Consider the following 23,418-nt stretch of genomic DNA (forward strand, 5'->3'; position numbering starts at 1 on the left):
CCCCGCGACGCCGGTCCGCCGGCCTCGCGGGGCGTTCGCGGTCCGGTCAGCCCCCGACTCGCTCATCCATGGCCGAAACCACACCTCTCGGGCATGTGCCGCATTGACCCCACCGCACCGTCGCGGTTGCATGCTCTGGTCCTCCGGCAGGCAGCCGGAGGAGCGGCTTTGTCCTGCTTGGGGGGAATGATGAGGGGAAACAGGAACCGGATCACCACCAGACGCGTACGGGCCGCCCTGAGCGCGGCGGTCGCGGCCTGCGCGGTCACGGCGGTGCTGCCCGGAGCCGCCTGGGCCGGGCCCGCGGGGGCGGCGGGCCCGGCCGGTGTCGGTGTCGGTGTCGGTGTCGGTGTCGGTGTCGAGAGGATCAGTGTCGCGGCCGACGGCTCCCAGGGCGACGGCAACTCCACCGGGGCCTCGATCACGCCCGACGGCCGCCACGTCGTCTTCGCGTCGTCGGCGAGGAACCTCACGCCGGACAGCTCGACGGGCGGCGACAGGGTGTTCGTCCGCGACCTGCAGACGGGGCGGGCCAAGCGGTTCGGGGACTACACACCGCTCCAGGCCCCGGTGATCAGCGGCGACGGGGGGTACGTCGCCTATCCCCTGCAGTGGTTCAACGACGTACGCGTCCGCCAGTACCAAGTGAGCACGGGCGGGACGGCCTCCGCCAACTGCTCGGCCTACAGCTGCGACCAGCCGTCATTGGGTGCGGACGGCCGCTACACGGCCCTCGCCGTCCTCATCAGGAAGCCGTCGCCGAGCAACCGCCAGCGCGTCGAGGTCCACGACTGGAACACCGGCGCCAAGGTGACCGTCGCCGCCTTCGAACACACCTCCCCGTCCCGGCCGTCCATGAGCGGCGACGGCCGCTACGTCGCCTACCAGGACGGGCAGGCGCAGGACGTCTTCGTCTGGGACCGGACCACCGGCACCAGCTCCGGACCGGTCGAGGGCCCGTCCGCGGGGGCGGCGATCCTCCAGCTCAGCGACGACGGCAGCACGGTCGTCTACCTCTCGGGCGCCGACACCTACGTCCACGACCTGCGCTCGGGCACCAGCCGGCTCGTACCGAACGTGCGGGGCGTGGCCATCGATCCCACCGGCCGCCATCTGCTGTACGCCCCGCACGGTACGAGCGGACCGTCGCTGGTCCTGCGCGACCTGGAGACCGGAACGGACCAGGTCGTATCGGACCAGCCGGCCTCGGCCGGGACGGACTCGGTCAGCGCCGGAGGGCGCGACGTGGTCTTCCAGTCCACGGCCGACGACATCGTGCCCGGCGACACCAACGGCAAGTCGGACGTCTTCGTCCGCCACTTCTCCTGACCGGATCTTGTCCGGTCAGCCGTGTGCGGGGAAGAATCGAGGCATGACCGGTGACCGACTCATGCGCATCCACAGTGCCGAATTCCAGGCCATGGCGGAAAGGGTCCTGCGGGTCACCGAACTCACCTCGCGCCTGAACGTCCTGCCCTTCGAGGACGAAGGGGCCAAGGCCGAGCTGTTCGCACAGATCCTCGGCAAGCCGCTGCCGCCGAGAGTCACGATCCATCCGCCCTTCTACACGGACCACGGTCTGCGCCTCGAGCTCGCCGAGCGCGTGTTCATCAACCAGAACTGCACGTTCCTGGACTACGCCGGGATCCGGCTCGGCGAGCGCGTGATGGTCGGCCCGAAGGTCACGTTCATCACCAGCGGCCACCCGGTCGATCCCGAGGAGCGGCGGCTGTACCTCACCGGCGCGCCCATCGACGTCGCGGAGAACGTGTGGATCGGCGCCGGTGCCACGATCCTGCCCGGCGTCAGCATTGGCCGTGACGCGGTGATCGCCGCCGGCGCGGTCGTGGCCGACGACGTTCCGCCGGCAAGCCTGGTGACCGGCCCGAAGGCCACCGTGCAGCGTCAGTGGTGACGGCTTCCCGGGCCCGGGCCCGGGGGCGGCGGCGTGCCGAGTGGCCGCGCGGTGGTGGCCGCGCGGCCTGCTCGGTCAGGAGCGCGGCGAGACCTTGACGATGGCCTCGATCTCCACCAGCTGCTCGGGAACGGACAGCTCGGAGACGCCGACGATGGTGTCCGTCGTGCGGTGCTTGCCGACGTACTCCTTGTGCAGGCGGGCCGCCGTGTCGAAGTTCTGGCGCAGGTCCTTGGTGAAGATCTTGATGCTGATGATCTGGCTGCGCGGCACCTTGTAGTGCGCGAGGACCTTGTCCAGGTTCTCGAACGACGTGCGGACCTGCTTCTCGAAGTCGCCGGCGCCCACGAAGTTCCCGGCCGCGTCGTGCGAGACCTGCCCCGAGATGTAGATCTCGTCCCCGGCTCTGATGCCCTGCGAGTACCCGTAGGACTCCTCCCACGGCACTCCGAACGTGAAGTGGTCCCAGCCTCGGCGTGCCTGGTCATGCGCGCTGGCACCCTGCTGCGGTCCCGTGAAGGTGATGGTGGTGGCCACGATCGCGGCCACCACGGCGCCAATGCCGAACCTGCGCCTTGACTTGGTCATTCCTCTTGTCCTTTCGTCCCCGGTGGAGCCCGGAGCCCTGACGCTGTCAGGCCGGGAAGGAGAACTCCTCGAACGGGAATCGAGTGGACGGCACACCGCTGTGGCGGCCGGGCCTGGCTTGATCCGGTGCCTTCGGCCGCCGGGGTCGCAGCCGGGCTGGCAGCATCTGCGGATGCTCGGAAAACGTGGTGTTGTCCTGACCGTGGTGGCGGCCGCGTACGGCCTGTCCTCCATGGGGGACCAGATGGCGATCGTCTCCCTGACCCTCCGGCTGCACGACCAGGGGCATTCGGGCGCCGCCGTCTCGGCCCTGGTCATCGCCGGCGTGCTGCCGCTGGTCGTGGTCGGGCCGCTGGCCGCTCCGCTGGTCGACCGGATCGAGAGCGGCCGGCTGGTCGTCGCGGTGACGGCTCTGCAGGCTCTGGTCAGCGCGGGGCTCGTGTTCGTGACCGACCTGGCCGTCACCCTCGTACTGCTGGTCCTGCTCGGGGCAGGGCTGGCCCTGGCGTCCCCGGCGCTGCTGCTGCTGGTCCCCCGGATCGTCGGCGCCGACGACACCGCCCGCGGCTACGCCCGGCTCGATGCCTTCCGGTCCGCCGGCAACGTGGCCGGGCCGGCGCTGGCAGGTTCCCTGATCGCCGCGTTCGACGTACGGGTCGCCCTGGTGGCGAACACGGCCACCTTCGTCGGCCTGGCCGTGGTGCTGTCCTGCCTGGGCGTCCGGCGCGAGCCCGTGGAGGGGGCGGGAGGGCGCTGGCCGGCGCAGGTCCGCGAGGGGGTGCGGGTGCTGGGCGGGGACCGGCTGCTGCGCACCGCGATCCTCGCGCTGGCGTCGGCGATCGTGTTCACCGCCGTGCTGAGCGTGGCCCGGGTCTTCTTCATCCGGGACGACCTGGACGTGTCCGGTACCGGGTACGGCTTCCTGGTCAGCGCGCACACCGTCGGGATGCTGGCCTCCTCCACGCTGATCGCTCCGCGGGTCCCCCTGGAGTGGCAGCCCCGGGTCCTGGTCGGGGCCGGGGTCCTGATGGGGACCGCGCTCGCGGTCGGCGCCGCCGTGCCGGTCTTCGCCCTCACGCTGGTGTCCTTCGTCCTGACCGGCATCGCCAACTCCCTCCAGGGGCTGGCGATCCGCAACCTCATCCACGCCCGGGTCCCCGAGCAGGTACGGGGCCGGGCCTTCGCCACCTCGGGGGCGACGCTGAACGGGGCCAACCTGCTGGGGACCGCCGTCGGCGGGCCGGCCACGACGCTGCTCGGCGGGGCCGGGGCGCTGGAACTGGCGGGCGCGGGGACGCTGCTCGCCACCCTGGCGGGCAGTCCGGTGCTCCTGCGCAGCCGCGCGGACGCGGCCGGCCCGGAGCCGTCCCGGGATCCGGAGCAGGAGGCCGATCCCGCGCCGGAGTAGGTGGCCGGTTTGCGCTCCTGCGCGTTGACGGGCCGGAGAGCCGTCCCTAGCGTCGGAATTCGACCAGGAATGGTCGAGTACGTCGTGTCTCTGATCTCAGAGGGTGCCAGGCAGGACCTGCCACCCGTCAGAGGGGGAAATCCATGTCCAGCACGATCCTTCCCGGCAATCCCGTAATCCGAGAACTGGTGCTCCTGGGCGACTCCGCGCCCGGACGCCGGGGCGGGCGCACCATCGTCGCCCAGTCCCACTGCGAGATCGACCTCGGCTCCGACGAGGCGCTGGAGCGCTGCGTCCAGGCGTTACGGGCCTCCGACGAGCGCCTCGCCGAGCAGTCGGACGGCCCCTACGACTGGCAGCGGACCTGGGTGGAACGCAACGGCCAGGGCGGCGGCAAGGTCATCTTCGACGTGGCCTGGTACAACGAGGAGTTCTTCCAGCAGAAGAAGGACACCTTCCTCGCTCCGGAACACCTCGCGATGTACGCGAACATCGGCGCGCAGGACGGAGCGGTGCAGGTCACCCACTGGCACAAGGTCGACTGACGTACCGCCAGGAGCCCGGGGAGGGCCGCCCGCCGGAGACGCGGGCGGCCCTCCCGCGTCGGCGGCCGCGGCTCCGGATCTCTACGCCGATCGGGTAGGGGCGGAGCGTCATGCGCAGTGGGCGGGCGGGGCGCGGGCAGAGCAGGGGGAGGGAACCCGCACACTTCGGAGGCGCTTGACATGTCCGTTCTCTTCTTCGACATCGGGGCCACTCTGGCCGATGCCCGCATGGAGCCCGACGGCTCGTTGACGCTGCGGCCCCGGCCCCGGGTGCTCGCCGTCCTCGATGCCCTGCCCGGCGTACCCAAGGGCATCATCTCCAACCCCGGACCGGGCGAAGGCGCCGCCGAGCGGGCGGCGGCGGCCCTCGCCGAGGCGTTTCCCGGCCGTTTCACGGACGCGGGGCTCGTGCACTGGGGCGTGAAGGACAGCCGAGGGCTCTTCGACCTGGCGGTCGCGAGCGCCGGGGGCGCAGCGGCCGACGACTGCGTGTTCGTCGGCGAGGACGCCCAGGAGAGGGCGTTCGCGCGGGAGGCCGGAATGGGTACGGCGCCGCATCCGGTGTTCGCCCTCGCCGCGATGGAGGACCGTCCCGTGTTCTTCGCGCGGATCGGCCTGCCGGACGGCACGGGCCTGCCGGAGCTGGCCGCGGTGGCGGAGACGACCGAGGTCGTTCCGGTGCACGTGGCTTCGGAGCGGCTCGTGCTCGTCATGGCGAGCGCGCTCGGCGCCGAGGCGCTCGAACGCGCCGGGTTCTCGGTGGACCTGCGGGATCCGGTGGACGACAGGTCGGCCTTCCTGATCCGCGACGAGGGCCCCGCCGGCGCCGCGGAGCCGGCGGCCGGGGTGGCACGCCGCGCCGAGGCCGTGTACGGCTTCATCGCCGACGCCCTGGCCGGGATGGGTGCCCCGCCGGCCGTCCTGCTCGGACCCGCACCGGGCGGCGTGTACCTCGCCGTGCCCGCCGGTGCGCGGGTCGAGGAGGTGCACCGGCCGGGAGCCAGGCCCGGGGACACGGAATGCCTGCTGCCGGACCCGGCCCTCCTCTCGCGGCCCGGCGAGGCGGCCGGGTCCCCGCGCTCGGGCCCGGCCGGCGCGGCGTCCGGCAACGGCCTCCCGTCTCCCGAGGTGCTCGCCGCGGTGCGGGCGACGGTGACCGCCGAGGCCCTGCGGGGCCATGTGGCGCGCATCTCCGGGGTGGAGCCGCTGGTGGAGGGCGAGCCGCTGACGGTCCGCAGCAGGGACGCCGCCGCCGAGGACAACGCGCTGGTCGTCGAGGCGCTGGCCGGCCGGTTCCTGGAGCTCGGGCTGCGCGTGCGAAAGCACCCGTTCCGGTGGCGGGGGCGACGGCTGTTCAACCTGGAGGCCGAGCACCGGGTCGCCGGGGCGGACTCCGCCGTGCTCATCACGGCCCACCTGGATTCGACCGCGTCCGGCGGTGACTTCGTGGACGCCGACGGCGCACCCCGGCCCTACGACCCGGCGGTGGACCCGGCGCCGGGGGCCGATGACGACGCGAGCGGGACGGCGGGGGTCATGGCCGCGGCCGAATGTCTGGCAGCCCTGCTCGCGGACGGCAGGCGGCCGAGCCGCAGCGTGCGCTTCGTGCTCTTCAACGCCGAGGAACAGGGCCTCGTGGGCAGCAAGTTCTACGCACGGGCCGCCGCCGCGGAGGGCGACCGGATCGCCGGGGTGTTCCAGATGGACATGATCGCGGGACTGCAGCAGGGCAGCACGCCCAAGGTCGAGATCCACGCGGGGTCGGCCGTACCGGGCCCGGTCGTGGAGGCTTCCGACGCGCTCGGCGGTCTCGTCGCCCGCACCCTTCCGGCCTTCGACCCCTCGGTGACGGTCCAGCACCTCACCGGCCCCGGCGATCCGGCGGTGGGACGCAGCGACCACGCGAGCTTCCACGAGCGGGGATGGGCGGCCGTCGCGGTGTCCGAGGACCTCTTCTCCACCTCCGACGGCGCGCCCGGAACCGGCACCCGGCAGTACCACACCCCGGGGGACACGCTCGTCGACCAGGACCACGACACCGCTTTCGCGGCGACGGTCGCCGGATCGGTCACCGCGACCGCTCTGGCGTTCGCGGGGCTGTAGGTGGCCGGTCGGGGTCCGAATGCCGGCCGGGAGGACGTTTCCGTGCCCCTGTCCGATACCGGTTCCGGTGATTCCGTGACCGCGCTTCCGCCGCTCGCCGTCCAGGCCGAGCGCCTGATCGAGCTCGGGGTGCCCGGGCTCGCCGGGATCTCCGCCGCCGAATTTCGGGCCTTCGCGAGCGGGGGCGGCGACGGTGTGCTGCTCGCCGTCCACCCCGAACGGGCCCCCGCCTCCGTCCTCGCACCGCTGCTCCGCCGCGAGGGGAAGTCCGGCTTCGTCGTCGCCGACATGCACGACGTCGACCGGTTCGCGCCCCATCAGGTCGAGCTGCCCGATGCGCCCCTCTACCTCGTCGCCGGTCCCGACCGCGGCGACCGCATGGCCAACTGGAGTCCGGACGAGGCACTTCCCGCCCTCGCCGAGGAGGGCCGCACCCCGCTCGTGCTGACCGAAGGCATCCACTGGATCCTCCAGCAGCCCTCCGTGCTCGACCGCAACCACTGCTTCATGACCATCGGGTCGCGGCTGCTCAAGGCCAACGGCACGCCGGACGCCCGTACTCCGGCCATCTGGATCAGCAACGGCACCGGACGGGACGGCCTCGCGCGGCGCAACGCGCCCAAGGTCGGCTGGTGTTGGTGGAACAACCGGCACACCTGGCTCGGCTTCGCCTCCGCCGCCGGCCGCCGGCTCCAGGCCGCGAGTGTCACGCGGCCGGCGGCGTAAGGGGTGTGGGATCGCGGTAGCCCGCGCGAAGCATGCCGTGCGCCGCCCTCGGGCGTCGGCTGGGCTGCGATTGTGCTGCCCAGTACCAAAGTTGCGAACCCTCCCCCGTGGAGATCGCTGCCTTCGGGCGGCGCATACAGCCATACGGGAGGTCCGTCGCGAGTGCGAGGGGCAGCCCCATTGGCGGCATGGCAAGATCCTGCTCCACCATCCCTCAGGTGTCAACAATAGTTTTCACATACGTCAACTCGCGGGCTGCCGCCGGATCTTGTCCGCCGCTCCGCGCCGCAAGCGGGCGCTGGTGAGCCCGTGTCAGCGAGGAGGGCTTTAGACCCTTCCCAGTCAAGGCGAAAGCGGCGATGATCGTGGCGCACTCGCCGTCCCGGCCGCCCAGCGCGCCCGTGCCGGCAGCCGATCCGACCAGCAGGAAAGAGACCGATGAGCGGCACGGGGGACGAACGGGCGTCGCTGATCTCAGCACGTCTCGACTTCCTGTTCGCGCACATCTTCCCGAGGGGCGGCGGCCCGCAGTCGCAGGACGCCGTCAGCCTCGCCACGGGTGTGCCGGTCGGCCTCCTCCAGCGTCTTCGGGCGGGCGATCCCCTCACGGAGGGCGTGGACGACGACCCGTTCATCGGCCGGCTCGAACACCTGCTGAAGACCCGGATGACCGCCGAGGGCAAGCCGCACACGATCACGGACGTGGCGAAGGCGTGCGGAAAGTCCCGGACCTGGCTCTACAACCTGCTGGACGACAAGAGCAAGCCGAGCCTGGAGTCCACCAAGCTGCTCTGCAAGATCTTCGGGGTGGATCCGTCCTTCTTCACGGACGACCCCCTGGAGGCCCTGGCTCGGCACTTCGGCATCGAGGCGGGACCGCGGTTCTTCCTGCTCCCCGACGACGACGACCTGGTGCGGGAGACGAAGAGCCAGGTGGAACTGGTCGCGCTGCTCAGGGAAGTCGGCGCTCCGGCAGTGCTCAGCCGCTATCTCGGCACCCTGCCCGGCTCCGCTCCCGCGGGTACGCCCCGATCACGGACCTGAGCTGCGACTTCGACCTGCCGCCGGGCGGGGGCGCCCCCGGCGCGGAACCCTGCGGGCAGCCATTCGGGGCTCGCTCCTTTACGCTGCCGTGGGACCACGGTGAACGGTCCGTGGATGCGGCGCCGCCCACGAGTGACGCGGCAGACCGGTGGACCGGACGAAGTAGGCGTCCTGTCGCAGGTCTTGTAGGAGGAGAGGTCGTGGCGGGAATCAGGGCAGCCGTCGGGATCGTCGTGGAGACGGTCCGGGAGATCCGCACCCTTCGCAGGTTGCGCAACACCTTCTGCTCCCAACTGGGGCTGCCCGCGCATCCGACCATCGACGCGGTCGTCTCGGCCGTGTCCGACCACTGCGGGATGCCGATCCGGATCCTCCACCTGCCGTTGAAGTACCCCCTCACAGGGGGGCTCCTGCAAGGGCCCGGCGAACTGATCGTCGTGGTCGACAAGGACTCTCCGAGCATCCTGCAGAACTTCGTGGTCGCTCACGAACTGGCCCACGCCTTCCTCGGGCACGATCCGGAGACCGCGGGACACGACCTCCAGGACGAGCTGCTCGCCAGCCTGGCGCCCGCGCTCAACCCCAAGGTGGCCCGCATGATGCTGGCCCGTACGTACTTCGACGGTGACGGACCCGCGCATTCCCACGGCCAGAGTCCGCCCGAGCGGGAAGCCGAGACGCTGGGACGTCTCATCGTCAGCATGATCACCAATACCGGCGGCAACTCGACGACCTCGGCGAGCTCTGCCCTGCGCCACAGGGGGACCGGTGTCTGAAGACACTGCGGACGTCGTCTACCTCATCGTCGCCGCGATCGCGTCCTGCACCACCCTGGCGAAGTTCGTCGCGTGGCAGCGGGAGCGCTCCCCGGCCCTGCGGCTGATCGCCGTGTGCTCCGCGGTCGGGGTGGGCGCGTTCGTGTTCGCCACACCCGTGGTCTACCGCGGCATCGCCGGGCTCACCGGCTCGCAGAACCTCGCCGAGCTGCTGGTGTTCTTCTGCATCCTCGGCTTCTTCGCCCACACGCACGTCATGTCGCTGGTGTGGCGGCCCCTCGCCGAACCGGCCTCTGGGCGGAGCGTGCTGGCGTTCCCGCTCTGCGTCTACGCCCTCGTCTCCACGGCCATGGCCGCCGGGTTCCTCGCCGGCGGACTCGACGACGCGCCGCACCCGCTGGACTTCAACATCGCCTACGGCCGGGACCCCGGCGCCCTGGTCATGCTGGGCGCGTTCCAGCTGGGCCTCGGCTACGCCTCGGTCTCCACCGCCCTGCGGTTCCGCCGCAACGCCCTCTCCGCCCAGGACGATCCGCGGCTGCGCCGGGCCCTCCAGCACATCGCCGTCGCCACCTGGTTCATCGCCGGATACGTGGCGTGCGTCGGACCGGCCACCCTGGCCGGCGCCTTCGGCTGGAGCGGCCTCGACCCCCTGCACAGCCTCGGGCCGGTCTCCGGCACCATCGGGGCGATCATCATCAACTGGGGCTTCTCCGGGGCCGCGATAGCCACGTGGCGCAAGGACCGCCGCGACTACCTGGCCCTGGCCCCCCTGTGGCAGCTGACGCGCCGCCCCGACCCCCGGATCGCGCTGACCGAGCCCAACCGGGTCACGCAGCTCGGCCTCGTCTACGTACGGGACTGGCACCTGGTGACGCGCATGGCCGACATCCTCAGCGGGATCCGCAGCCTGTACCCGTACTTCAGCGACGCCCCCGTGGACCGCGTCCGCCGGGCCGCCCCGGGTGCGGGCTGGTCGCAGGACGAGGAGCACGCCGCCGCGGCGGCCGCGGTCCTCCTGCGCGCGGTGGCGCTCGCCGAGAGCGGGGCCGGCCCCGTGAGCGAGAGGGGCCGCCCTCTGCCGGGCTCCGCACTGGAGCCGGCCGCCCAGCGCGCCCACCTGGTCCGCATGGCCCGTCATCTCGAACACCCCGACGTCCTGAGCGCGGCGGGGGTGGACACGGACGGGCGGCTGGTCGCCGACTAGGCCGTGTCCGGGCGCCCGGCGGCCGTGGCCCTCACCGTCCCCGCTGTGCCCGCTGTGCCCGCTGTGCCCGCATCGCCATCGCGACGCGCCACCAGAACTCCGGCGTCCGCAGGTCCGCCGGCCGCCGCCGCATGTTGACGACGTCGAGGAACCTCTCGTTCACCCACGTGTCCGTCGTGGAGGCCCGGGCCATCCAGTCCGCCATCTTCGCGGCGACCCGGTAGCCGCGCGGATAGGGGCCCGTGACGTGCGGCTGCGCCAGGTCGGAGAGGGTCGAGACCTCCCATGCCGCGTCCACGACGACCCTGACGTGGCGGAAGTAGGCACGGGCCGGCGCGTGGAGGTCCCCACCCTTGCTCAGGTGGGCGGCCAGGCAGGAGGCGTGCAGGAAGGCACTGGTCATCCCCTGCCCGTACACGGGGTTGAAGGACGCCACCGCGTCACCCGCCACGAACAGGCCGCCCGGCAGACGGTCCAGCGCCCACCAGTTGCGCCGCAGCGAATGCGCCATGCCGTACGTCTCGACCCCGCCGATCATCGCGCACCGCTCGGCCACGACCCCGAACGGAGCCGCCTCCATCTCCCTCATCCGCCGCAGGAACTCCGCGGGGTCGCGGGAAGGGCGCTTCTCGGCGTAGGCGACGATCACCGCCATCCACTCACCGCCCTCCACCGCGGCCATGGCCCCCGTATCGGGCTGCTCCGCGGCGCCGACGGCAGCGGTGGGCAGCTGGTGCGCGACGCCCACCCCGGGCAGTTCCCCGCCGCGGCGGAAGCGGGCCGTGGCGTAGCCCAGGTCGATCCGCATGCGGTCGACGGGCGGTTCCGGCCAACCGTGTTCCCTCAGCCAGGACGTCAGCCGGCTCGACCGGCCCGTGGCGTCGACGACCGCGTCGGCGGGCACCACGCGCACCCCGGCCGGGTCTGCGGTGCGTACGCGGACGGCCGCCACGCGTCCGTTCCGGATGTCCAGGCCGCACGCCCTGCCCACCATCACGCGGGTGCCGCCGTCCAGGACGGTCCGTCGGCGGATGTGGTCTTCGAGGAGGGTGCGGCTCACACCGATCAGGGCGTTGCCGGGAACGCTCACCTTGCGCGTGCCGTTCGTGAAGAGCTGGACCTCGCTGCCCGACACCAGGACCGCGCCGTCTGCCACCAGGTCCTTCGACAGACCGGGAAACCAGCGTTCCGCCTGTGTCCGGCCCATGTCGAGCAGCGCGTGGAGCTGCCCGCCCTGCGGCACACCGGCCCGCGCCCCCCTCACGTCGAGTCCGTCGGGCTCGACGATGGTGACCTTCATTCCCCGGCTGCGCAGGGCGCGCGTCGCGGCGAGCCCCGCGATGCTTCCGCCCAGGACCACTACGTGTTGCACGTGCTTGCTCCCCCTCCTCCTCGGCCGGCCTTCCCGCCCGGCGACCCGCGCAGAAGGACTCCGGGCCAATCTAAGGCCGTTCCGCTTGGCCACCAACGCGGGGTGGGATCCGCCCCGTTGGTGCGGAGGGGCCGGCCGTGGGCGGGGGCGCGGTGGGCGGCGTGCGCTTCAGCCCCCGGGGCTCCCGGAGGGATCGGGCGACCGGCGGAGTTCGAGGAGGGCCAGGGCGATCTTCACTCCGGTGGCGATCGTCAGGGCCTGCAGGAACGGCATGCCCGTGAGCCACAGGGCGACCATCATCACGGTGAGGACCAGGAACGCGGGAAGCAGGTTGGTTCGCGTGATCGCGGCCTTCAGGTACCCGGCCGTGCCGCGGCTCCGGCTCCGGCTCCGGGCCGCCGTACCGGCGGGACGTGCGGTGAGGCCTTCCTCGTCCTCTTCGGCTCGCGGCATCGGCCGTTCTCCTTCCCTCGCGATCGTCCCCCGCCACGAGCCTCCGGTGCGGCCGGGCCGACTGCCACTCCTGTCGCCCCGCCCCGCCGCCATCCGACGTACAGGTTCACCGGCCCGGGCCAGGCCGGCGCCGTTCCGACCGCGTGCCGTGCCCGCGGGGGCCGCGCCGAAGCGCGGCCAGGTCGCAGCCGCGGCGCGCGGAGGCATGAGACCGCGCAGTCGGATATCCCGCCATCGGCTGACGCGAAAAGGCCTCGCCGGGCCCAGGCGGGCACTCCATGCTTGGTGAGGTCCGGGATGGATGAGCCATTTTTTCCGGGCCACTCCGTACGTCCCCGCTATTTCTCCGGGGCACTGCCCCGGCCACGATTTCCAAAAGGGGTACTTCTGTTATGCGCCGAGTGAGTTCCTTAGCCGCCGCCGGCCTGTCCCTCGCCCTCGCCCTGGCCGCGGCGCCCTTCGCCGCCGCCACCGGGAGCCAGCCCGCGGCGTACCCCTGCAACTCCGGGAACTTCTGCATCTACAGCGACTGGAACGGCGGCGGCGAACGCTGCGAGTGGCCCGAAGCCCAGAAGGCGAACACGGCGGACAACTGCGGCTTCATCCAGCGCGGGGCCAATGTCCGCTCCGTGTGGAACGGAAAGAACAACCGGGTCCAGTACTACACCCAGACCAATTACAACGCGCGCGTGGGATCCACTCCGGGCGGCGCGGGCGGAAATCTGATGGGCAACTACCAGATCCGGTCCTTCAAGAAGCAGTAGTCGATTCCGGGCGCTCAAGGATTCCGAAATGCCGGGATCCCGAACCGGCCCAGTACATGGCCCGGAGGGCGTACGCCAGGGCTCCCATCCTGAGGACGTCGCGCTCTGCCTGGAGCTCGACCGGTTCTCCTTCGCCATGCTGGCGGCGCTGGAGGACTCGCACATGGTCGTGCGCCCGTTCGCCGTGCCCTCGCTTCCGGACGGCGCGGAAGACCGCCAGGACACGACCGGGCGCGACGCGGCGTGACCTGCTCGGGCCCGGGACTCCCCCGGCTCAGCGTCCGAGGGTGTTCATCAGGATGATGGCGACGAGGTTCAGGAGCACGACGGCGATCACGCCGCCGAGCATGATCCAGGCCCTGCGCGATTCGTCCACGTCCGTCGCCTCCCGGCTCTGCCGTCCCGGCCATGGTGGCGCGATTCCGCGCAGGGCACACCTCGGGCGGGCGGCCGGCCCTCCGGGCCCGCCGCCGGCGCCCGATCACGCGGGGCGGTTCAGGCCCCACGTCTGCAGGACGAACGGCCGGCCCTTCTCCTCACCCGTGATCAGCGGCACGTCGAGCAGTGTGAAGCCCGCCTTCTCCGCCACGGCGACACTGGCGGCGTTCTCGGCCTCCAGTTCCAGGATTACCTGTTCCGCACCCATCTGCTCGAACGCGTACGCGGCCATCACCCGCACCGCCCGTGCCGCCAGACCCCGGCCGCGGTGCGCGGGCCCGACCGCGTAGCCGATCTCCATGCCCTCGGGGGCGCGCCGCAGCATGATCTCGCCGAGCGGTGCACCGCCGTCGACGGTGATGGCGAGGAGGATGGTCATGCCCTCCTGCCGCAGCTGCCGGTCCCGGGCCAGCCGTGCGTGGGCGGCCGCCTCGTCGAAGGGCGACACGATCGGTGTCCAGTACGCGATGTCGGGGTGGTCGAACAGCTCCGGCATCGCGGCCAGGTCCGCCTCCGTCCAGTCGCGCAGGACGAGCCCCTCCCCCGACAGCTCGATCCGCTCGGGCAAGGACGACGACGTGGCACTGCTCATGATGTGGGACCTCCCGGGGCCTGTTCAGGACGAGGCAAGATATCCGGCACGGCTCCCGGCCGCACGCCCATTTTTCCCGGGTCCGGAATGACAGCGGGGTGCGGGTCGGCGCCGGTCGTGTCCAGGCCCGCGAGCAGGCGCAGGCCGTCTTCCGCCGGGGTGTTCGGGGCGGCGGACAGGACCAGCAGTTCCATGCCCGACTCGTCCGGCAGCGCGAAGTTCTCCTGGTGCAGTTCCAGCAGTCCGACCAGCGGGTGCCGGTAGACCTTGCGCCCGTGGGTGCGGGCGCGCACGTCCGCGCGGGCCCAGAGGCGGCGGAAGCGGTCGCTGCCCATGGCCAGTTCGCCGATGAGGGACGCCAGGCGGGGGTCCCCGGGGTGTTGGCCCGCGGCCAGGCGCAGGTGCCCGACCACGTCGAGGGTGCACTGCTCCCAGTCCGCGTAGAGGCCGCGCTCGGCCTCCTCCAGGAAGATGTGCCGGGCCGTGTTCAGGCCCGGCAGGGGCCGGCCGAAGAGGAGCCCGGCGAGGCGGTTCCCGGCGAGCACGTCCAGCCGGTGGTCCATGATCAGCGCGGGTGCGTCGGCGACGAGGCCGAGGACGCGCAGCAGCTCCGGCCGGACCCGCCCGCCCGGCGCCTTGGCGCGCCGCCGGCGCTGCCGGGCGAGCCGGTGGAGGTGTCCGCGTTCGGTGTCGTCGAGGCCGAGGACGCGGGCCAGCGCGTCGAGCACCTGCTCGGAGGGCTGGGTCGCACGGCCCTGCTCCAGGCGTACGTAGTAGTCGACGCTCACCCCGGACAGGTGTGCCACCTCTTCGCGGCGCAGCCCTTCGACCCGGCGGCGGCTGTCGGTGGGTATGCCGACGGCGGCCGGTTCGACCCGGGAACGCCGGGTCCGCAGGAAGCCCGCAAGATCGTCCATGCGTTCCAGTATGGCCTCGGCCACTCTCGTGAGGGTGGTACTGGCGTTCCCAGGACGGCCGGTCCGATGGAAGGAGCATCCCTGAACGCCGTGCGCCGCGGCGCCCAGGATGGGGGCATCCGAACCGAAGGAGTTCCCATGAAGACGCTCATCGTCCACGCCCACCCGGAGCCGAGGTCCCTCAACGGCTCGTTGAAGGACCTCGCGGTGTCCACGTTGGAGGGCGCCGGTCACGAGGTGCGGGTGAGCGATCTGTACGCGATGGGCTGGAAGGCGGTCGTGGACGCCTCGGACTACGGCCCCGACGCCTCCAGTCCGCTGAAGGTGGCCCTGGACTCGGGCCGGGCCTTCAAGGCGGGGACGCTCACCCCGGACGTCCTCGCCGAGCAGGAGAAGCTGCTGTGGGCGGACACGGTCATCTTCCAGTTCCCGCTGTGGTGGTACTCGATGCCCGCGATCCTCAAGGGCTGGGTGGACCGGGTGTTCACGTACCGCTTCGCGTACGGGGTCGGCGAGCACAGTGACACCAAGTACGGCGAGCGTTTCGGCGAGGGCACCCTCGCGGGCCGCAGGGCGCTGCTGTCGGTGACCGTCGGCGGCCCGGAGTCGCATTACGCGGCCCGGGGCATCAACGGTCCCATCGAGGACCTGCTGTTCCCGATCCACCACGGCATCCTCTACTACCCGGGCATCGAGGTCCTGCCGCCGTTCGTGCTGCACGGCACCGACCGGATGGACGACGAGGAGTACGCGGAGGCCGCCGAGGCCTGGGAGGAGCGCCTGCTCACCCTGGAGTCCACCGAGCCGATCGCCTTCCGGCGGCAGAACTTCGGCGACTACGGGATCCCCTCGCTGCACCTGAAGGAGGGTCTGGAGCCCGCGGGCCGCACGGGTTTCGGGCTGCACGTACGCGGCTGACGGGCTCGGGGCGGTGTCTCCCCGTACCCGTCTCCAGGGTGTTTTGGCTTGAACTCGCCGTGCGAGGGGGTTCCCACTCGGCTGCCGGCCGGAATGGGCGGCCCCCGGCGTGCCCCCTTACGGGAGCAGTCGCTCCGGGGACGTCGCCCACCAGAACGTCAGCTGGGGCACCGTTTCCAGGCCCAGCGCCTCGCGCAGCTTCGAGACCTGGGCCGTCACGGTGCGCTCGCTCAGCCCGAGGTTCTCCCCGATCTGCCGGTGGCTCCTGCCGGCCACGATGCCCCGTACGATCGTCCGCTGGAGCTTCGAGGTCGTGGTGTCGTCGTCGCCCTTCCCCGCACCGCCCTCGGCCCCGCCCGGCAGCCACGGGTCGGCCCGCTCCCACTGCTGCCAGAAGTGCGCGGCGAGCACGGCGCACACGCCGCGGTCCTGGGTGTACCAGGCGGCCGCGTGCTGGACGGTGCCGTCGTCGCCGTAGACCTCGAAGAAGGCGTGCTTGCGGTCCACGATGATTAACCGCAGGAAGTCTTCGCCGAGGGTGCGGACCTGGGCGCCGGCCCGCGTCATGGTGGCGACCCAGTCCCGCTGCGTCGGGTTGGTCCGGCCGTTGGTCCGGTAGATCGTCCGAACGGTCACGCCGCGCCGGGCCGCTTGCAGGTCCCGCGGCAGCGCCCCCTTGAGGACCTGCGGTTTCCGGTGGCCGGGCTGTGCGGTGAGGATCTCGGACTCGGCGGACTGGATGGTGCGTATCGTCTCCGCGTTGACCTCCGGCACGGTGCGGAGCAGGAGCGTCCCGACCGGGCCCGGGGTGTGGTGGTACCGCTGCTGCTCGGCTTCGAGCTCGCGTACGTGCGCGGGGACGGCGGCCAGGGCCGCGGTGACGCCGGTGAGCGCCCTGAGGACGGCGTCGATGAGCTGGGTCTCCAGGTAGCGGGACGGGGCGGGGACGTACGTACCGGGTTCGTGGGTGTTGGGGAAGAGGATGTCCCGCGCGAGGAGCGAGGCGAGGCCCGGCTCCTCGTCGGGCAGTTGCTCGCCCTGCAGGGCCCTGCGGTAGGTGCGCAGTTCCCCTGCGGTCAGCCGGGAGGTGTCGGGGGCGGCGGATATTTCCCGTTCCGTCATCAGATCTGTCTTCCTCTTCCTGAACTGCGGGTGGACGCAGTATCGCGAAGGTTGATCGCGCCCCTGTCCCGGTACAGGCTTGATCCCGTGCCACAGGGCCCGTGGCGCGCAGAAGGCCCCGCTGCCCGCATCGTCCGCGGGGGCCGGGCCCGCCAAGGGAGGAACGCCTTGATATCGATCAACATCCGGTCAACCATCACCGCCGTGCTGCTCGCGATCCTCGCGGTCACCGGACTCAGTGGTGTCGCGGCGGCCAGTGGGCCGGCCGGCACCAATTGGGGAATCGCAGCCCAGGGAGAGGTGGAGCAGCAGGCCGACGTCCCCGTCGTGTCCGCCCGTTCACTGATCCAGCCGCCGGACTCCGACTGGGGATGATCCTCCCGCGCTGCGGCGCACAGCACCCGGTACAGCGGTAACCCCGCTCCGCCGGGTGCGACGCCGTTTCCGGGGTCGGTCCGCCACGAGGAGAGTCATGCGCCCCGTCCTCGTGGCGGACCGTCAAGGAACGTCCGCGGGCCGACGGCGCCGCGCGGGGTATGCGGAACCGCAAGTCCGGGAGCTCACGCCGCATCGGGCCGACGAATGACCACGCGCTCGTCCTGCGCGGTGGAAGGATGGGCGCATGTGGTCACGACTGCCGTTCGGGAACGGGTTACGGGCCGAGCTGGGGACACCCGGACGCTCCCGCAGGCTGGGCAGCAGCCCTCGCTCGCGCGTGTGGCGCGTCGAGTTGCCGGACGCGACGGCGGTGGTGAAGCAGGTCGTCGACGGGCCTGACGCCGACGAGCGCTACAGCCGTGAGGTGACCGCCCTCCGGCTGGCCGCCCGGGGGGACACCCCCGTGGTACCCGCACTGCTGCCACCGATCCCGGCGAACGGGTCCTGGTGCTGGAGCACCTGGAGCACAGGCCCCCGGCCGATGACTGGATCGTCGGCTACGCGGGCGCGCTGGCGCGGCTGCACGCGACCGCCCGCCCCGAGGACGTCGGGGCGCTTCCCCGGTGGCGGGGCCCGAGCCGGGCGGACGCCGATGCCTTCCTGCGGCTGGCCATGGCTCTGGAAGTCCCCGTACCGCCCCACGTATCCGGTGAACTCCACGGCCATGGCCTCACTGACGCGTGCGCCGGCTGGCTGCTGCGCGGCGACGGGCTGGTCGAGCGGGCGCGCCGGGAGAGCGCCGATCACCTGGCCCGGATTCCGCGCCGGGACTGGGCGTGGGGCACCGCGACGGCCCGGCAGCGGCTCGTCCACCGGCTCGGTGTCGTCGGCGAGATGGCGGCCGGCCACCCTTCGCTCAGCGGCTTGGGCGGCCTCGGCACCGCCATGCGCCGCCGCATGCTCGCCCGCTGGCCCGGGCTCCGGCCGGTTCCGGAGAGGCGGCCGTAGTGGAGCCGCCGGGGCGGGAGGGGCCGGTGGAGCGTCATCCGAGCCAGACGATGTCCAGGACCGACAGGCGGCGCAGCGGCCGGTTGATCCAGTAGATGACGGACAACGCGCCGACGGACGCGATGCGCACGTCCTCGCCCTCGGGGTCGCCCGTGTCCCACTGGTGGAAACCCCACGGTCCGGCGGACGCGGCGTCCATGATGTCCCAGGCCGTGTCCTCGGCGTGTCCGGGCAGGGCCGTGAGCACCTTCGCGGCATGCGGGGACAGCCGGACCGCGTACGGCTGACCGGTCATCGGCGCCTGCTCCGCGGTTCGTTCAGCTCGGCGGAGCCCTTTCCCCGGTCCGGGTCGAGCCGTTCACCCAGCACGCGTCCGCCCTCCTCGGCACCGCTCCGGCCCGGCCTTCGCGGACCTCGGACAATCTATCGGCCGGGGGCGGGGGGCGCGGCGCCGGACGTCCTCCCGCCTCCCCCGTGCGGGGGAGACGGCCGCGACCTGCGGAGGATCCCCCGCGCCCTGGTCGCGGGCGACGATCAAGGCGTTCGCATACCGTCACCGTCACCGTCACACATCCGGATCGGAGCCCATCGTGCTGAAGTGGACCCTGCGCGCCGTCGCCGTCCTGGCCATCGCCGCCGCGATCGCCGCGCCCGTGGCCGCGCCCGCCCCTGAGACCGCCGTCGCCTCACCCGCCGCCCCCGTCGCCGTCGCCGCGCCGGCGCCCGGAACTGACGCCCTGGGGGCCGGGCTGTGACGGGCGCCGCGGGGAACGACCGTGATCCGGCCGCGTTCCACCAGATCAAGATCCGTGTCGCGGGCCTGGTCCTGGACGGGCGGGACGTGGCGCTGATCCGGCGGACGAACGGCCGGGGGACGGCCCACTACTCCCTGCCGGGCGGCAACGTGGAACCCGCCGAGCCCCTGTCCGACGCCCTGCGGCGCGAGCTCCAGGAGGAGCTCGGCCTGGGTCGGGAGGACCTCGCGGAGGCGCCGCGCTTCATGTGGCTGCTGGACGCCATGGTGAGCCGGCCCGGCTCCACGCCCCCGCGCAAGCTCCACCTCGTCTACCAGGTCCGCCTGGATCCGGGAGTCCGGCCGAAGCTGAGGGCGTTCGAGGATGACGACGCGGTCGGCCGCGGGGAGGTCGTCTGGCTGCCCCTGGAGCAGACCCGGGGCCTCCCCCTCTTCCCGCCGGTGCCCCTCGCCGATCTCGGGCTCGCCGGAGGCGACGGCAGCGGATCGTCCCTGCTCCCCCCTGTGGACGACTCCGACTACGAGTGGATCTGACCGGGACGGGTACTTCGGGGCCCCGGCCCCGGACATCGTCACGGGGCGTTCGGCGTGGCACGTTCCAACGTGGGAGGAGCCGTCACTACCCTCGGCGCATGGCAGACACGTTCGATCACGCTCCCGCGGTCTGGACCGCCAGGCAGCTGCGCTCCGCCCTGGCCGATGTGCCCGACGACGCCCCCATCAGCATCGGCGTCGCCGGTACGCCCGGCGACTTCGACGAGTACGACGAGTTCGTGCTCGTGGGCGCCGAACCCGTGGAGGTCGACCCCGGCGACGGCGAGGATCCCGGGACGCCCCAGGTCGAGTTCACCCTCTTCGCCGACGCCAAGGCCGGGCTGTACTACCTGGACATGGAGTGACGCCGGCCCGCGCCTAAGGAGCAACGGGCCCGGTGCTCCACGGCCATGCGGACCCGCGGCCGGCTTCGATGAGGCCGACCATGCGGAAGGCGGCGTCCGTGAGGCCGCCGAAGGTGTAGCGGTGGGGGCCCGCGGGGCCGTGGGCCGGCCGGTATCCCGCGAGGTTCCACGTGTAGACGGGGACCTCGGCCGGGACCGGATCCGCCGGTCCTGTGGGGCCGTGGGGCGCGGCCTGCTCATCGGTGACGATCAGGACCCGGTCGTGTCCCCGGTAGTGGGTCCGCACCGCCTGGGTGGTCTGCGTGCCGCCGAGGCTGTGGAACCGTTTCAGCACCTGAAGTACCGGTTCGTCCCGCACGAACGGCACCTCCCGGCTGCTCGAGCCGAACTCCACCAGGTCGGCGCGCTCGGCCCGCATCGCCAGCGCGGCGCCGAACACGGCCGCGGCGTCGGCCCGGGTCAGCTTGGACCGCTCCGAGACGGCGTCCCAGAACATCGAGCCGGACCGGTCGACCAGGATCAGGGTCCGGCCGGGCAGGGACGGTACGTTGGACAGGGAGTGGCCCAGCGCCCGTTCCAGCGCGCCCGCCCAGCGCGGCGAGGGCGCGTGCTGGTGAGCGGCCAGGTAGCGGAAGGGGAACTGGCGGGACCGGGCGACCTCGGCCGGGTCCGAGAGGCGGGCCGCGACCCGGTCCGCGACCTCGTCGCAGACCCCCGCCCCGTCGAAGTTCCGCAGGTTCCGCAGCAGCGCCATCGGGCCCATCGCCGGGATCACGGCCTCCCAGACGGCGGCGTCCATCGGTCCGTGCAGCCAGCCCGCCAGGGCCTCCCACGTCATGCCGGCCGAGGCCAGCCGCTCGGAGCCGCCCGGCCCGGTCACCATCGCGCGCCGCTCGTCCGCCGGAGCCCCCATCAGCTCCCGGTGTGCGGCCAGCAGTTGGTCGGAGGCCGGCGGAACTGCCTGCTCCGGGTGGTGGCGGCGGTCCAGGGCGTACCGGAAGAGCGCGCCCTGCCAGGGTTTCGCCGGGTCGGGCGAGGCGTGGACCAGGTTGAGCACGTCGCCGAAGCGGAAGGCCTTCGAGGCGGTGTCGTACTTCAGCAGGGACCGGGAGGTGTACAGCCGGCGTACGGCGTCGGCGATGCCGCGCTTCACGGGCTGCGGCACGTTCCGCCCGTGGGCCGAGGTCCAGTGGGCGAGCAGTTCGCCGGGCTCGTCGGCCCGCTGGAGCACCGAGTCGATCACGGACCGGTTGGACGGGCCCGCGGCGGCCCCGGCCGCGAGCCGGGCACTCACGTACGCGGCGGCGCCCACCAGGGACGCCGTACGCATGTTGCCCTCGCCGCGCAGCCACCGCAGCAGGCCGGCCGTCCACTCGGGGTCCTGGACGGCGAGTTCGCCGACGAGACGGAGGTACCGGGCGTCCCGGTCCTCGCCGCTCTCGTAGAAGGTCCGCTGCGAGACGAAGTTGCCGACCGCGAGGAGGAAGAGTTCTTCGCGGGGCTCCCGGACGAAGGCCGGGCCGCCCTCGTAGGTGAGGTGGTCCGCTCTGGCGGGCCGGTGGTGGAGCAGGGGTGGGCTCTGGGAGCGGGCGGCCGCCGCGATGTGCGGGGCCACGAGCATCTCGGACCACGTCTTGGAGACGCGCGGGGTGTGGCGAGGCAGCGAATCCCCCCGGATTCAAAGGACTGGGCGGCCCCGGCCGGACTTGCCGGCGGGGCGGACGACGACCACGCCTGCGGAGATCAAAGGTGGCGGCGGCGTCACTTGGGTGTCAGAAGAAGTAGCCGCGGCCGGGCGCATCGCAGGCGTGGTCGCGGACGACAACCTACAAGGACCGCCGGGCCGCGCACCAGCGATTAACGCGAGGGCGGACCATCTTGCCCGACCTATTGAAATTCGATAGATTCACATCGTGATTCGATAGAAGGAGAGGCAATGGGAAAGCTGACGGTGCACGCCCTGCGCGCCGTGCTCGCGGTGATGCTCGCCGGCACGGTGTTCGTACAGGCGTTGATGGTGTGGGCGTTGGCCGCGGACCCGGAGGAGGGGACGGCGCTACCGCTGACCCCGCTCCGCGTGATCGTGATCCTGGGAGCCGTGACGGTCCAGGTCGTCCTGGTCTGCGTCTGGCGGCTGGTGGCGATGGTGCGGCGCGGCACCGTGTTCTCGCACGCCGCGTTCCGGTACGTGGACGCCGTCATCGGCTCGTTCGTCGCGGCCGACCTGCTGGTGTTCGCGGTCTTCCTGCTGGCGCGCCCGCAGATGGAGCCGCCCGGGTTCCTGTTCCTCGGCGGGATCGGCATCGGGCTCATCGGTGTCGCGCTCATCGTGCTGGTGCTGCGGATGCTGCTCGCCCAGGCCGTGGTGCGCGACGCGCAGGCCGCGCACATGCAGGCGGAGCTGGACGAGGTGATCTGATGCCGATCCTCGTTGACATCGACGTGATGCTGGCCAGGCGCAAGATGTCCGTGGGCGAGCTCGCGGACCGCGTCGGGATCACCCCCGCCAACCTCGCCGTGCTCAAGAACGGCCGCGCCAAGGCGGTGCGCTTCTCGACCCTCGCCGCGCTCTGCGAGGTCCTCGAGTGCCAGCCCGGCGACCTGCTGCGCTGGGAGGCAGAGGACGTGGTGGACGAGTCCGCCGCATCCTGGGCCTGAGCCGGATCGAGGGGGCGGTACGGCGGGCCGACCGAGGCCCGGCCCCGCCGGCCGCCGCTGCCAGTACCCACACCGTGACCATGACCGGAACCCTGACGGTGTCGGACGCCCCCAGCTTCGGTTCGAGCCGCACCACGCAGCACTTCCCGTTCACCAGGCTGGTCAAGCTGAGTCACGACCGACGAGACGGTGCGTCGGACTGGACCCCCGTCCACCCGAGGGTCGAGTGCGCCTGACCGCGGTCCCTCACCGGTGGCGCCGTCCGGCGTGCCGGGGAGAATGCGTGGATGCGCATCAGAGCCGTACGCCTGGACGAACTGCCGCTCCTCCAGGACATCGAGAGGGCCGCCGGGCAGTGCTTCCGGGACATCGGCATGCCGGAGATCGCCGACGACGAGCCGCTCCCCCTCGATGAGCTGGCCCGTTACCACCACGCCGGCCTGGCCTGGACCGCGGCCGACGAGGCCGACGCGCCGGCCGCCTACCTGATCGCCGACCGGGTCGACGGGAACCTCCACGTCGAGCAGGTCTCGGTGCATCCGCACAGCTCGCGTCGCGGTGTCGGCCGGCTGCTGCTGGAACATCTCGCGGCCCGCGCCAGGAGCGAGGGGGTACCGGCCCTGACCCTCACCACGTTCACCGGGGTGCCGTGGAACGCTCCCTACTACGCGCGCTGCGGCTTCCGCCTCATGGACGACGACGGCCTCACTCCCGGTCTGCGCAGGATCCGCGAGCTCGAAGCGGCCCACGGCCTGGACCGGTGGCCGAGGGCCTGCATGCGCCGGATGCTCTGACGTCCCGGTTACCCCTCGCACCGTCCCCCGGACGGGCGG

27 protein-coding genes and 2 pseudogenes are annotated in these 23,418 nt (G+C 72.3%); 21 read left to right on the forward strand and 8 right to left on the reverse strand.

The annotated features are described in order from the left end of the window. Nucleotides 1–189: 189 nt before the first annotated feature. Entirely contained in the window at nucleotides 190–1,329 is a 1,140-nt protein-coding gene (locus ACZ597_RS17570; RefSeq protein WP_471330500.1) for a hypothetical protein, read from the forward strand. Nucleotides 1,330–1,372: 43 nt separating this feature from the next. Then, nucleotides 1,373–1,915 carry a DapH/DapD/GlmU-related protein gene (locus ACZ597_RS17575; protein ID WP_471330503.1) on the forward strand — a complete coding sequence of 181 codons (543 nt, stop codon included), beginning with the start codon at nucleotides 1,373–1,375 and terminating at the stop codon, nucleotides 1,913–1,915. A 75-nt stretch (nucleotides 1,916–1,990) separates the two neighbouring features. Here the strand turns inward: ACZ597_RS17575 and ACZ597_RS17580 are convergent, their stop codons facing one another. Beyond that, nucleotides 1,991–2,503, reverse strand: a complete 513-nt coding sequence (locus tag ACZ597_RS17580; RefSeq protein WP_471330506.1) for a RidA family protein — start codon at nucleotides 2,501–2,503, stop codon at nucleotides 1,991–1,993. A 172-nt stretch (nucleotides 2,504–2,675) separates the two neighbouring features. Between ACZ597_RS17580 and ACZ597_RS17585 the strand changes: the two genes are divergently transcribed. From ACZ597_RS17585 to ACZ597_RS17615, 7 genes are all read left to right on the forward strand, one after another. After that, nucleotides 2,676–3,911, forward strand: coding sequence for an MFS transporter (locus ACZ597_RS17585; protein WP_471330509.1), 1,236 nt, complete (start codon nucleotides 2,676–2,678; stop codon nucleotides 3,909–3,911). Nucleotides 3,912–4,054: 143 nt separating this feature from the next. Next, entirely contained in the window at nucleotides 4,055–4,456 is a 402-nt protein-coding gene (locus ACZ597_RS17590; protein WP_471330511.1) for a hypothetical protein, read from the forward strand. Nucleotides 4,457–4,636: 180 nt separating this feature from the next. Beyond that, complete coding sequence (locus tag ACZ597_RS17595) at nucleotides 4,637–6,559, forward strand: M20/M25/M40 family metallo-hydrolase (protein WP_471330513.1); 1,923 nt, start codon at nucleotides 4,637–4,639, stop codon at nucleotides 6,557–6,559. Nucleotides 6,560–6,607: 48 nt separating this feature from the next. Continuing rightward, nucleotides 6,608–7,285: a DUF5701 family protein gene (locus tag ACZ597_RS17600; RefSeq protein WP_471331317.1), complete on the forward strand. Its 678-nt coding sequence runs from the start codon at nucleotides 6,608–6,610 to the stop codon at nucleotides 7,283–7,285. Nucleotides 7,286–7,723: 438 nt separating this feature from the next. Then, complete coding sequence (locus tag ACZ597_RS17605; protein ID WP_471330515.1) at nucleotides 7,724–8,329, forward strand: helix-turn-helix domain-containing protein; 606 nt, start codon at nucleotides 7,724–7,726, stop codon at nucleotides 8,327–8,329. A gap of 200 nt (nucleotides 8,330–8,529) precedes the next feature. Continuing rightward, nucleotides 8,530–9,105 carry an ImmA/IrrE family metallo-endopeptidase gene (locus tag ACZ597_RS17610; RefSeq protein ID WP_471330517.1) on the forward strand — a complete coding sequence of 192 codons (576 nt, stop codon included), beginning with the start codon at nucleotides 8,530–8,532 and terminating at the stop codon, nucleotides 9,103–9,105. Beyond that, entirely contained in the window at nucleotides 9,098–10,312 is a 1,215-nt protein-coding gene (locus ACZ597_RS17615) for a DUF6545 domain-containing protein (RefSeq protein ID WP_471330520.1), read from the forward strand. The genes ACZ597_RS17610 and ACZ597_RS17615 overlap by 8 nt, the downstream gene beginning before the upstream one ends. A gap of 31 nt (nucleotides 10,313–10,343) precedes the next feature. Here the strand turns inward: ACZ597_RS17615 and ACZ597_RS17620 are convergent, their stop codons facing one another. Together ACZ597_RS17620 and ACZ597_RS17625 are read right to left on the reverse strand one after the other, a co-directional pair. After that, nucleotides 10,344–11,684 (reverse strand): FAD-dependent oxidoreductase, encoded by a 1,341-nt coding sequence (locus tag ACZ597_RS17620; RefSeq protein ID WP_471330522.1) that lies wholly within the window; start codon nucleotides 11,682–11,684, stop codon nucleotides 10,344–10,346. A 168-nt stretch (nucleotides 11,685–11,852) separates the two neighbouring features. Next, nucleotides 11,853–12,137 carry a hypothetical protein gene (locus tag ACZ597_RS17625; RefSeq protein ID WP_471330525.1) on the reverse strand — a complete coding sequence of 95 codons (285 nt, stop codon included), beginning with the start codon at nucleotides 12,135–12,137 and terminating at the stop codon, nucleotides 11,853–11,855. A 392-nt stretch (nucleotides 12,138–12,529) separates the two neighbouring features. Between ACZ597_RS17625 and ACZ597_RS17630 the strand changes: the two genes are divergently transcribed. Then, the gene (locus ACZ597_RS17630; protein ID WP_471330528.1) at nucleotides 12,530–12,901 is read left to right on the forward strand and encodes a peptidase inhibitor family I36 protein; all 372 of its coding nucleotides are present in this window, start codon (nucleotides 12,530–12,532) and stop codon (nucleotides 12,899–12,901) included. A 64-nt stretch (nucleotides 12,902–12,965) separates the two neighbouring features. Beyond that, nucleotides 12,966–13,148, forward strand: a pseudogene (locus tag ACZ597_RS17635) (2-phosphosulfolactate phosphatase); the annotation flags it as partial. Between the two features lie 234 nt (nucleotides 13,149–13,382). Here the strand turns inward: ACZ597_RS17635 and ACZ597_RS17640 are convergent. Further along, the gene (locus tag ACZ597_RS17640) at nucleotides 13,383–13,931 is read right to left on the reverse strand and encodes a GNAT family N-acetyltransferase (RefSeq protein WP_471330531.1); all 549 of its coding nucleotides are present in this window, start codon (nucleotides 13,929–13,931) and stop codon (nucleotides 13,383–13,385) included. After that, on the reverse strand, nucleotides 13,928–14,848 hold the full coding sequence (locus tag ACZ597_RS17645) for a helix-turn-helix transcriptional regulator (protein ID WP_471330533.1): 921 nt from the start codon (nucleotides 14,846–14,848) through the stop codon (nucleotides 13,928–13,930). Before ACZ597_RS17645 ends, ACZ597_RS17640 begins: the two co-directional genes overlap by 4 nt. Nucleotides 14,849–14,986: 138 nt before the next feature. Between ACZ597_RS17645 and ACZ597_RS17650 the strand changes: the two genes are divergently transcribed. After that, a complete protein-coding gene (locus ACZ597_RS17650) occupies nucleotides 14,987–15,766 on the forward strand; it encodes an NAD(P)H-dependent oxidoreductase (protein WP_471330536.1) in 780 nt (259 codons plus the stop codon). A 117-nt stretch (nucleotides 15,767–15,883) separates the two neighbouring features. On the opposite strand, the gene ACZ597_RS17655 is transcribed toward ACZ597_RS17650, so the two are convergent. After that, complete coding sequence (locus tag ACZ597_RS17655; protein ID WP_471330539.1) at nucleotides 15,884–16,888, reverse strand: LuxR C-terminal-related transcriptional regulator; 1,005 nt, start codon at nucleotides 16,886–16,888, stop codon at nucleotides 15,884–15,886. 168 nt (nucleotides 16,889–17,056) lie between these two features. On the opposite strand from ACZ597_RS17655, the gene ACZ597_RS17660 reads away from it, so the two are divergent. Together ACZ597_RS17660 and ACZ597_RS17665 are read left to right on the forward strand one after the other, a co-directional pair. After that, complete coding sequence (locus tag ACZ597_RS17660) at nucleotides 17,057–17,263, forward strand: hypothetical protein (RefSeq protein WP_471330542.1); 207 nt, start codon at nucleotides 17,057–17,059, stop codon at nucleotides 17,261–17,263. A 247-nt stretch (nucleotides 17,264–17,510) separates the two neighbouring features. After that, nucleotides 17,511–18,274 (forward strand): annotated as a pseudogene (locus ACZ597_RS17665) (aminoglycoside phosphotransferase family protein). Between the two features lie 34 nt (nucleotides 18,275–18,308). On the opposite strand, the gene ACZ597_RS17670 reads toward ACZ597_RS17665, so the two are convergent. Next, entirely contained in the window at nucleotides 18,309–18,569 is a 261-nt protein-coding gene (locus ACZ597_RS17670; protein ID WP_471330545.1) for a hypothetical protein, read from the reverse strand. Nucleotides 18,570–18,864: 295 nt separating this feature from the next. On the opposite strand from ACZ597_RS17670, the gene ACZ597_RS17675 reads away from it, so the two are divergent. The 3 genes from ACZ597_RS17675 (at nucleotide 18,865) to ACZ597_RS17685 (ending at nucleotide 19,927) form a co-directional block, all read left to right on the forward strand. Beyond that, the gene (locus ACZ597_RS17675) at nucleotides 18,865–19,029 is read left to right on the forward strand and encodes a hypothetical protein (protein ID WP_471330548.1); all 165 of its coding nucleotides are present in this window, start codon (nucleotides 18,865–18,867) and stop codon (nucleotides 19,027–19,029) included. Further along, nucleotides 19,026–19,562, forward strand: coding sequence for an NUDIX domain-containing protein (locus tag ACZ597_RS17680; protein ID WP_471330550.1), 537 nt, complete (start codon nucleotides 19,026–19,028; stop codon nucleotides 19,560–19,562). The genes ACZ597_RS17675 and ACZ597_RS17680 overlap by 4 nt, the downstream gene beginning before the upstream one ends. A 98-nt stretch (nucleotides 19,563–19,660) precedes the next feature. Next, nucleotides 19,661–19,927: a DUF6225 family protein gene (locus ACZ597_RS17685; RefSeq protein WP_125817431.1), complete on the forward strand. Its 267-nt coding sequence runs from the start codon at nucleotides 19,661–19,663 to the stop codon at nucleotides 19,925–19,927. A 13-nt stretch (nucleotides 19,928–19,940) separates the two neighbouring features. Here ACZ597_RS17685 and ACZ597_RS17690 read toward each other — a convergent pair whose 3' ends face one another. Then, nucleotides 19,941–21,548: a TROVE domain-containing protein gene (locus ACZ597_RS17690; protein WP_471330553.1), complete on the reverse strand. Its 1,608-nt coding sequence runs from the start codon at nucleotides 21,546–21,548 to the stop codon at nucleotides 19,941–19,943. A gap of 315 nt (nucleotides 21,549–21,863) precedes the next feature. On the opposite strand from ACZ597_RS17690, the gene ACZ597_RS17695 reads away from it, so the two are divergent. The 4 genes from ACZ597_RS17695 to ACZ597_RS17710 all read left to right on the forward strand — a co-directional run bounded on the left by ACZ597_RS17695 (nucleotide 21,864) and on the right by ACZ597_RS17710 (nucleotide 23,379). Then, nucleotides 21,864–22,346 (forward strand): DUF2975 domain-containing protein, encoded by a 483-nt coding sequence (locus ACZ597_RS17695; RefSeq protein WP_471330555.1) that lies wholly within the window; start codon nucleotides 21,864–21,866, stop codon nucleotides 22,344–22,346. After that, a complete protein-coding gene (locus ACZ597_RS17700) occupies nucleotides 22,346–22,585 on the forward strand; it encodes a helix-turn-helix domain-containing protein (protein WP_471330558.1) in 240 nt (79 codons plus the stop codon). The genes ACZ597_RS17695 and ACZ597_RS17700 overlap by 1 nt, the downstream gene beginning before the upstream one ends. 80 nt (nucleotides 22,586–22,665) lie before the next feature. Continuing rightward, the gene (locus tag ACZ597_RS17705; protein ID WP_471330561.1) at nucleotides 22,666–22,821 is read left to right on the forward strand and encodes a hypothetical protein; all 156 of its coding nucleotides are present in this window, start codon (nucleotides 22,666–22,668) and stop codon (nucleotides 22,819–22,821) included. Between the two features lie 51 nt (nucleotides 22,822–22,872). Then, complete coding sequence (locus tag ACZ597_RS17710) at nucleotides 22,873–23,379, forward strand: GNAT family N-acetyltransferase (RefSeq protein ID WP_471330564.1); 507 nt, start codon at nucleotides 22,873–22,875, stop codon at nucleotides 23,377–23,379. Nucleotides 23,380–23,418: the final 39 nt, after the last annotated feature.

The sequence above is a fragment of the Streptomyces sp. NPDC040718 genome (assembly GCF_055593565.1).

Bases quoted from the DNA above. Each gene is read 5' to 3' on its own strand.
- ACZ597_RS17570 (WP_471330500.1), top strand. From the start codon at position 190: ATGAGGGGAAACAGGAACCGGATCACCACCAGACGCGTACGGGCCGCC.
- ACZ597_RS17575 (WP_471330503.1), top strand. From the start codon at position 1,373: ATGACCGGTGACCGACTCATGCGCATCCACAGTGCCGAATTCCAGGCC.
- ACZ597_RS17580 (WP_471330506.1), bottom strand. From the start codon at position 2,503: ATGACCAAGTCAAGGCGCAGGTTCGGCATTGGCGCCGTGGTGGCCGCG.
- ACZ597_RS17585 (WP_471330509.1), top strand. From the start codon at position 2,676: ATGCTCGGAAAACGTGGTGTTGTCCTGACCGTGGTGGCGGCCGCGTAC.
- ACZ597_RS17590 (WP_471330511.1), top strand. From the start codon at position 4,055: ATGTCCAGCACGATCCTTCCCGGCAATCCCGTAATCCGAGAACTGGTG.
- ACZ597_RS17595 (WP_471330513.1), top strand. From the start codon at position 4,637: ATGTCCGTTCTCTTCTTCGACATCGGGGCCACTCTGGCCGATGCCCGC.
- ACZ597_RS17605 (WP_471330515.1), top strand. From the start codon at position 7,724: ATGAGCGGCACGGGGGACGAACGGGCGTCGCTGATCTCAGCACGTCTC.
- ACZ597_RS17625 (WP_471330525.1), bottom strand. From the start codon at position 12,137: ATGCCGCGAGCCGAAGAGGACGAGGAAGGCCTCACCGCACGTCCCGCC.
- ACZ597_RS17630 (WP_471330528.1), top strand. From the start codon at position 12,530: ATGCGCCGAGTGAGTTCCTTAGCCGCCGCCGGCCTGTCCCTCGCCCTC.
- ACZ597_RS17640 (WP_471330531.1), bottom strand. From the start codon at position 13,931: ATGAGCAGTGCCACGTCGTCGTCCTTGCCCGAGCGGATCGAGCTGTCG.
- ACZ597_RS17645 (WP_471330533.1), bottom strand. From the start codon at position 14,848: ATGGACGATCTTGCGGGCTTCCTGCGGACCCGGCGTTCCCGGGTCGAA.
- ACZ597_RS17650 (WP_471330536.1), top strand. From the start codon at position 14,987: ATGAAGACGCTCATCGTCCACGCCCACCCGGAGCCGAGGTCCCTCAAC.
- ACZ597_RS17655 (WP_471330539.1), bottom strand. From the start codon at position 16,888: ATGACGGAACGGGAAATATCCGCCGCCCCCGACACCTCCCGGCTGACC.
- ACZ597_RS17670 (WP_471330545.1), bottom strand. From the start codon at position 18,569: ATGACCGGTCAGCCGTACGCGGTCCGGCTGTCCCCGCATGCCGCGAAG.
- ACZ597_RS17685 (WP_125817431.1), top strand. From the start codon at position 19,661: ATGGCAGACACGTTCGATCACGCTCCCGCGGTCTGGACCGCCAGGCAG.
- ACZ597_RS17690 (WP_471330553.1), bottom strand. From the start codon at position 21,548: ATGCTCGTGGCCCCGCACATCGCGGCGGCCGCCCGCTCCCAGAGCCCA.
- ACZ597_RS17695 (WP_471330555.1), top strand. From the start codon at position 21,864: ATGGGAAAGCTGACGGTGCACGCCCTGCGCGCCGTGCTCGCGGTGATG.
- ACZ597_RS17700 (WP_471330558.1), top strand. From the start codon at position 22,346: ATGCCGATCCTCGTTGACATCGACGTGATGCTGGCCAGGCGCAAGATG.
- ACZ597_RS17705 (WP_471330561.1), top strand. From the start codon at position 22,666: ATGACCGGAACCCTGACGGTGTCGGACGCCCCCAGCTTCGGTTCGAGC.
- ACZ597_RS17710 (WP_471330564.1), top strand. From the start codon at position 22,873: ATGCGCATCAGAGCCGTACGCCTGGACGAACTGCCGCTCCTCCAGGAC.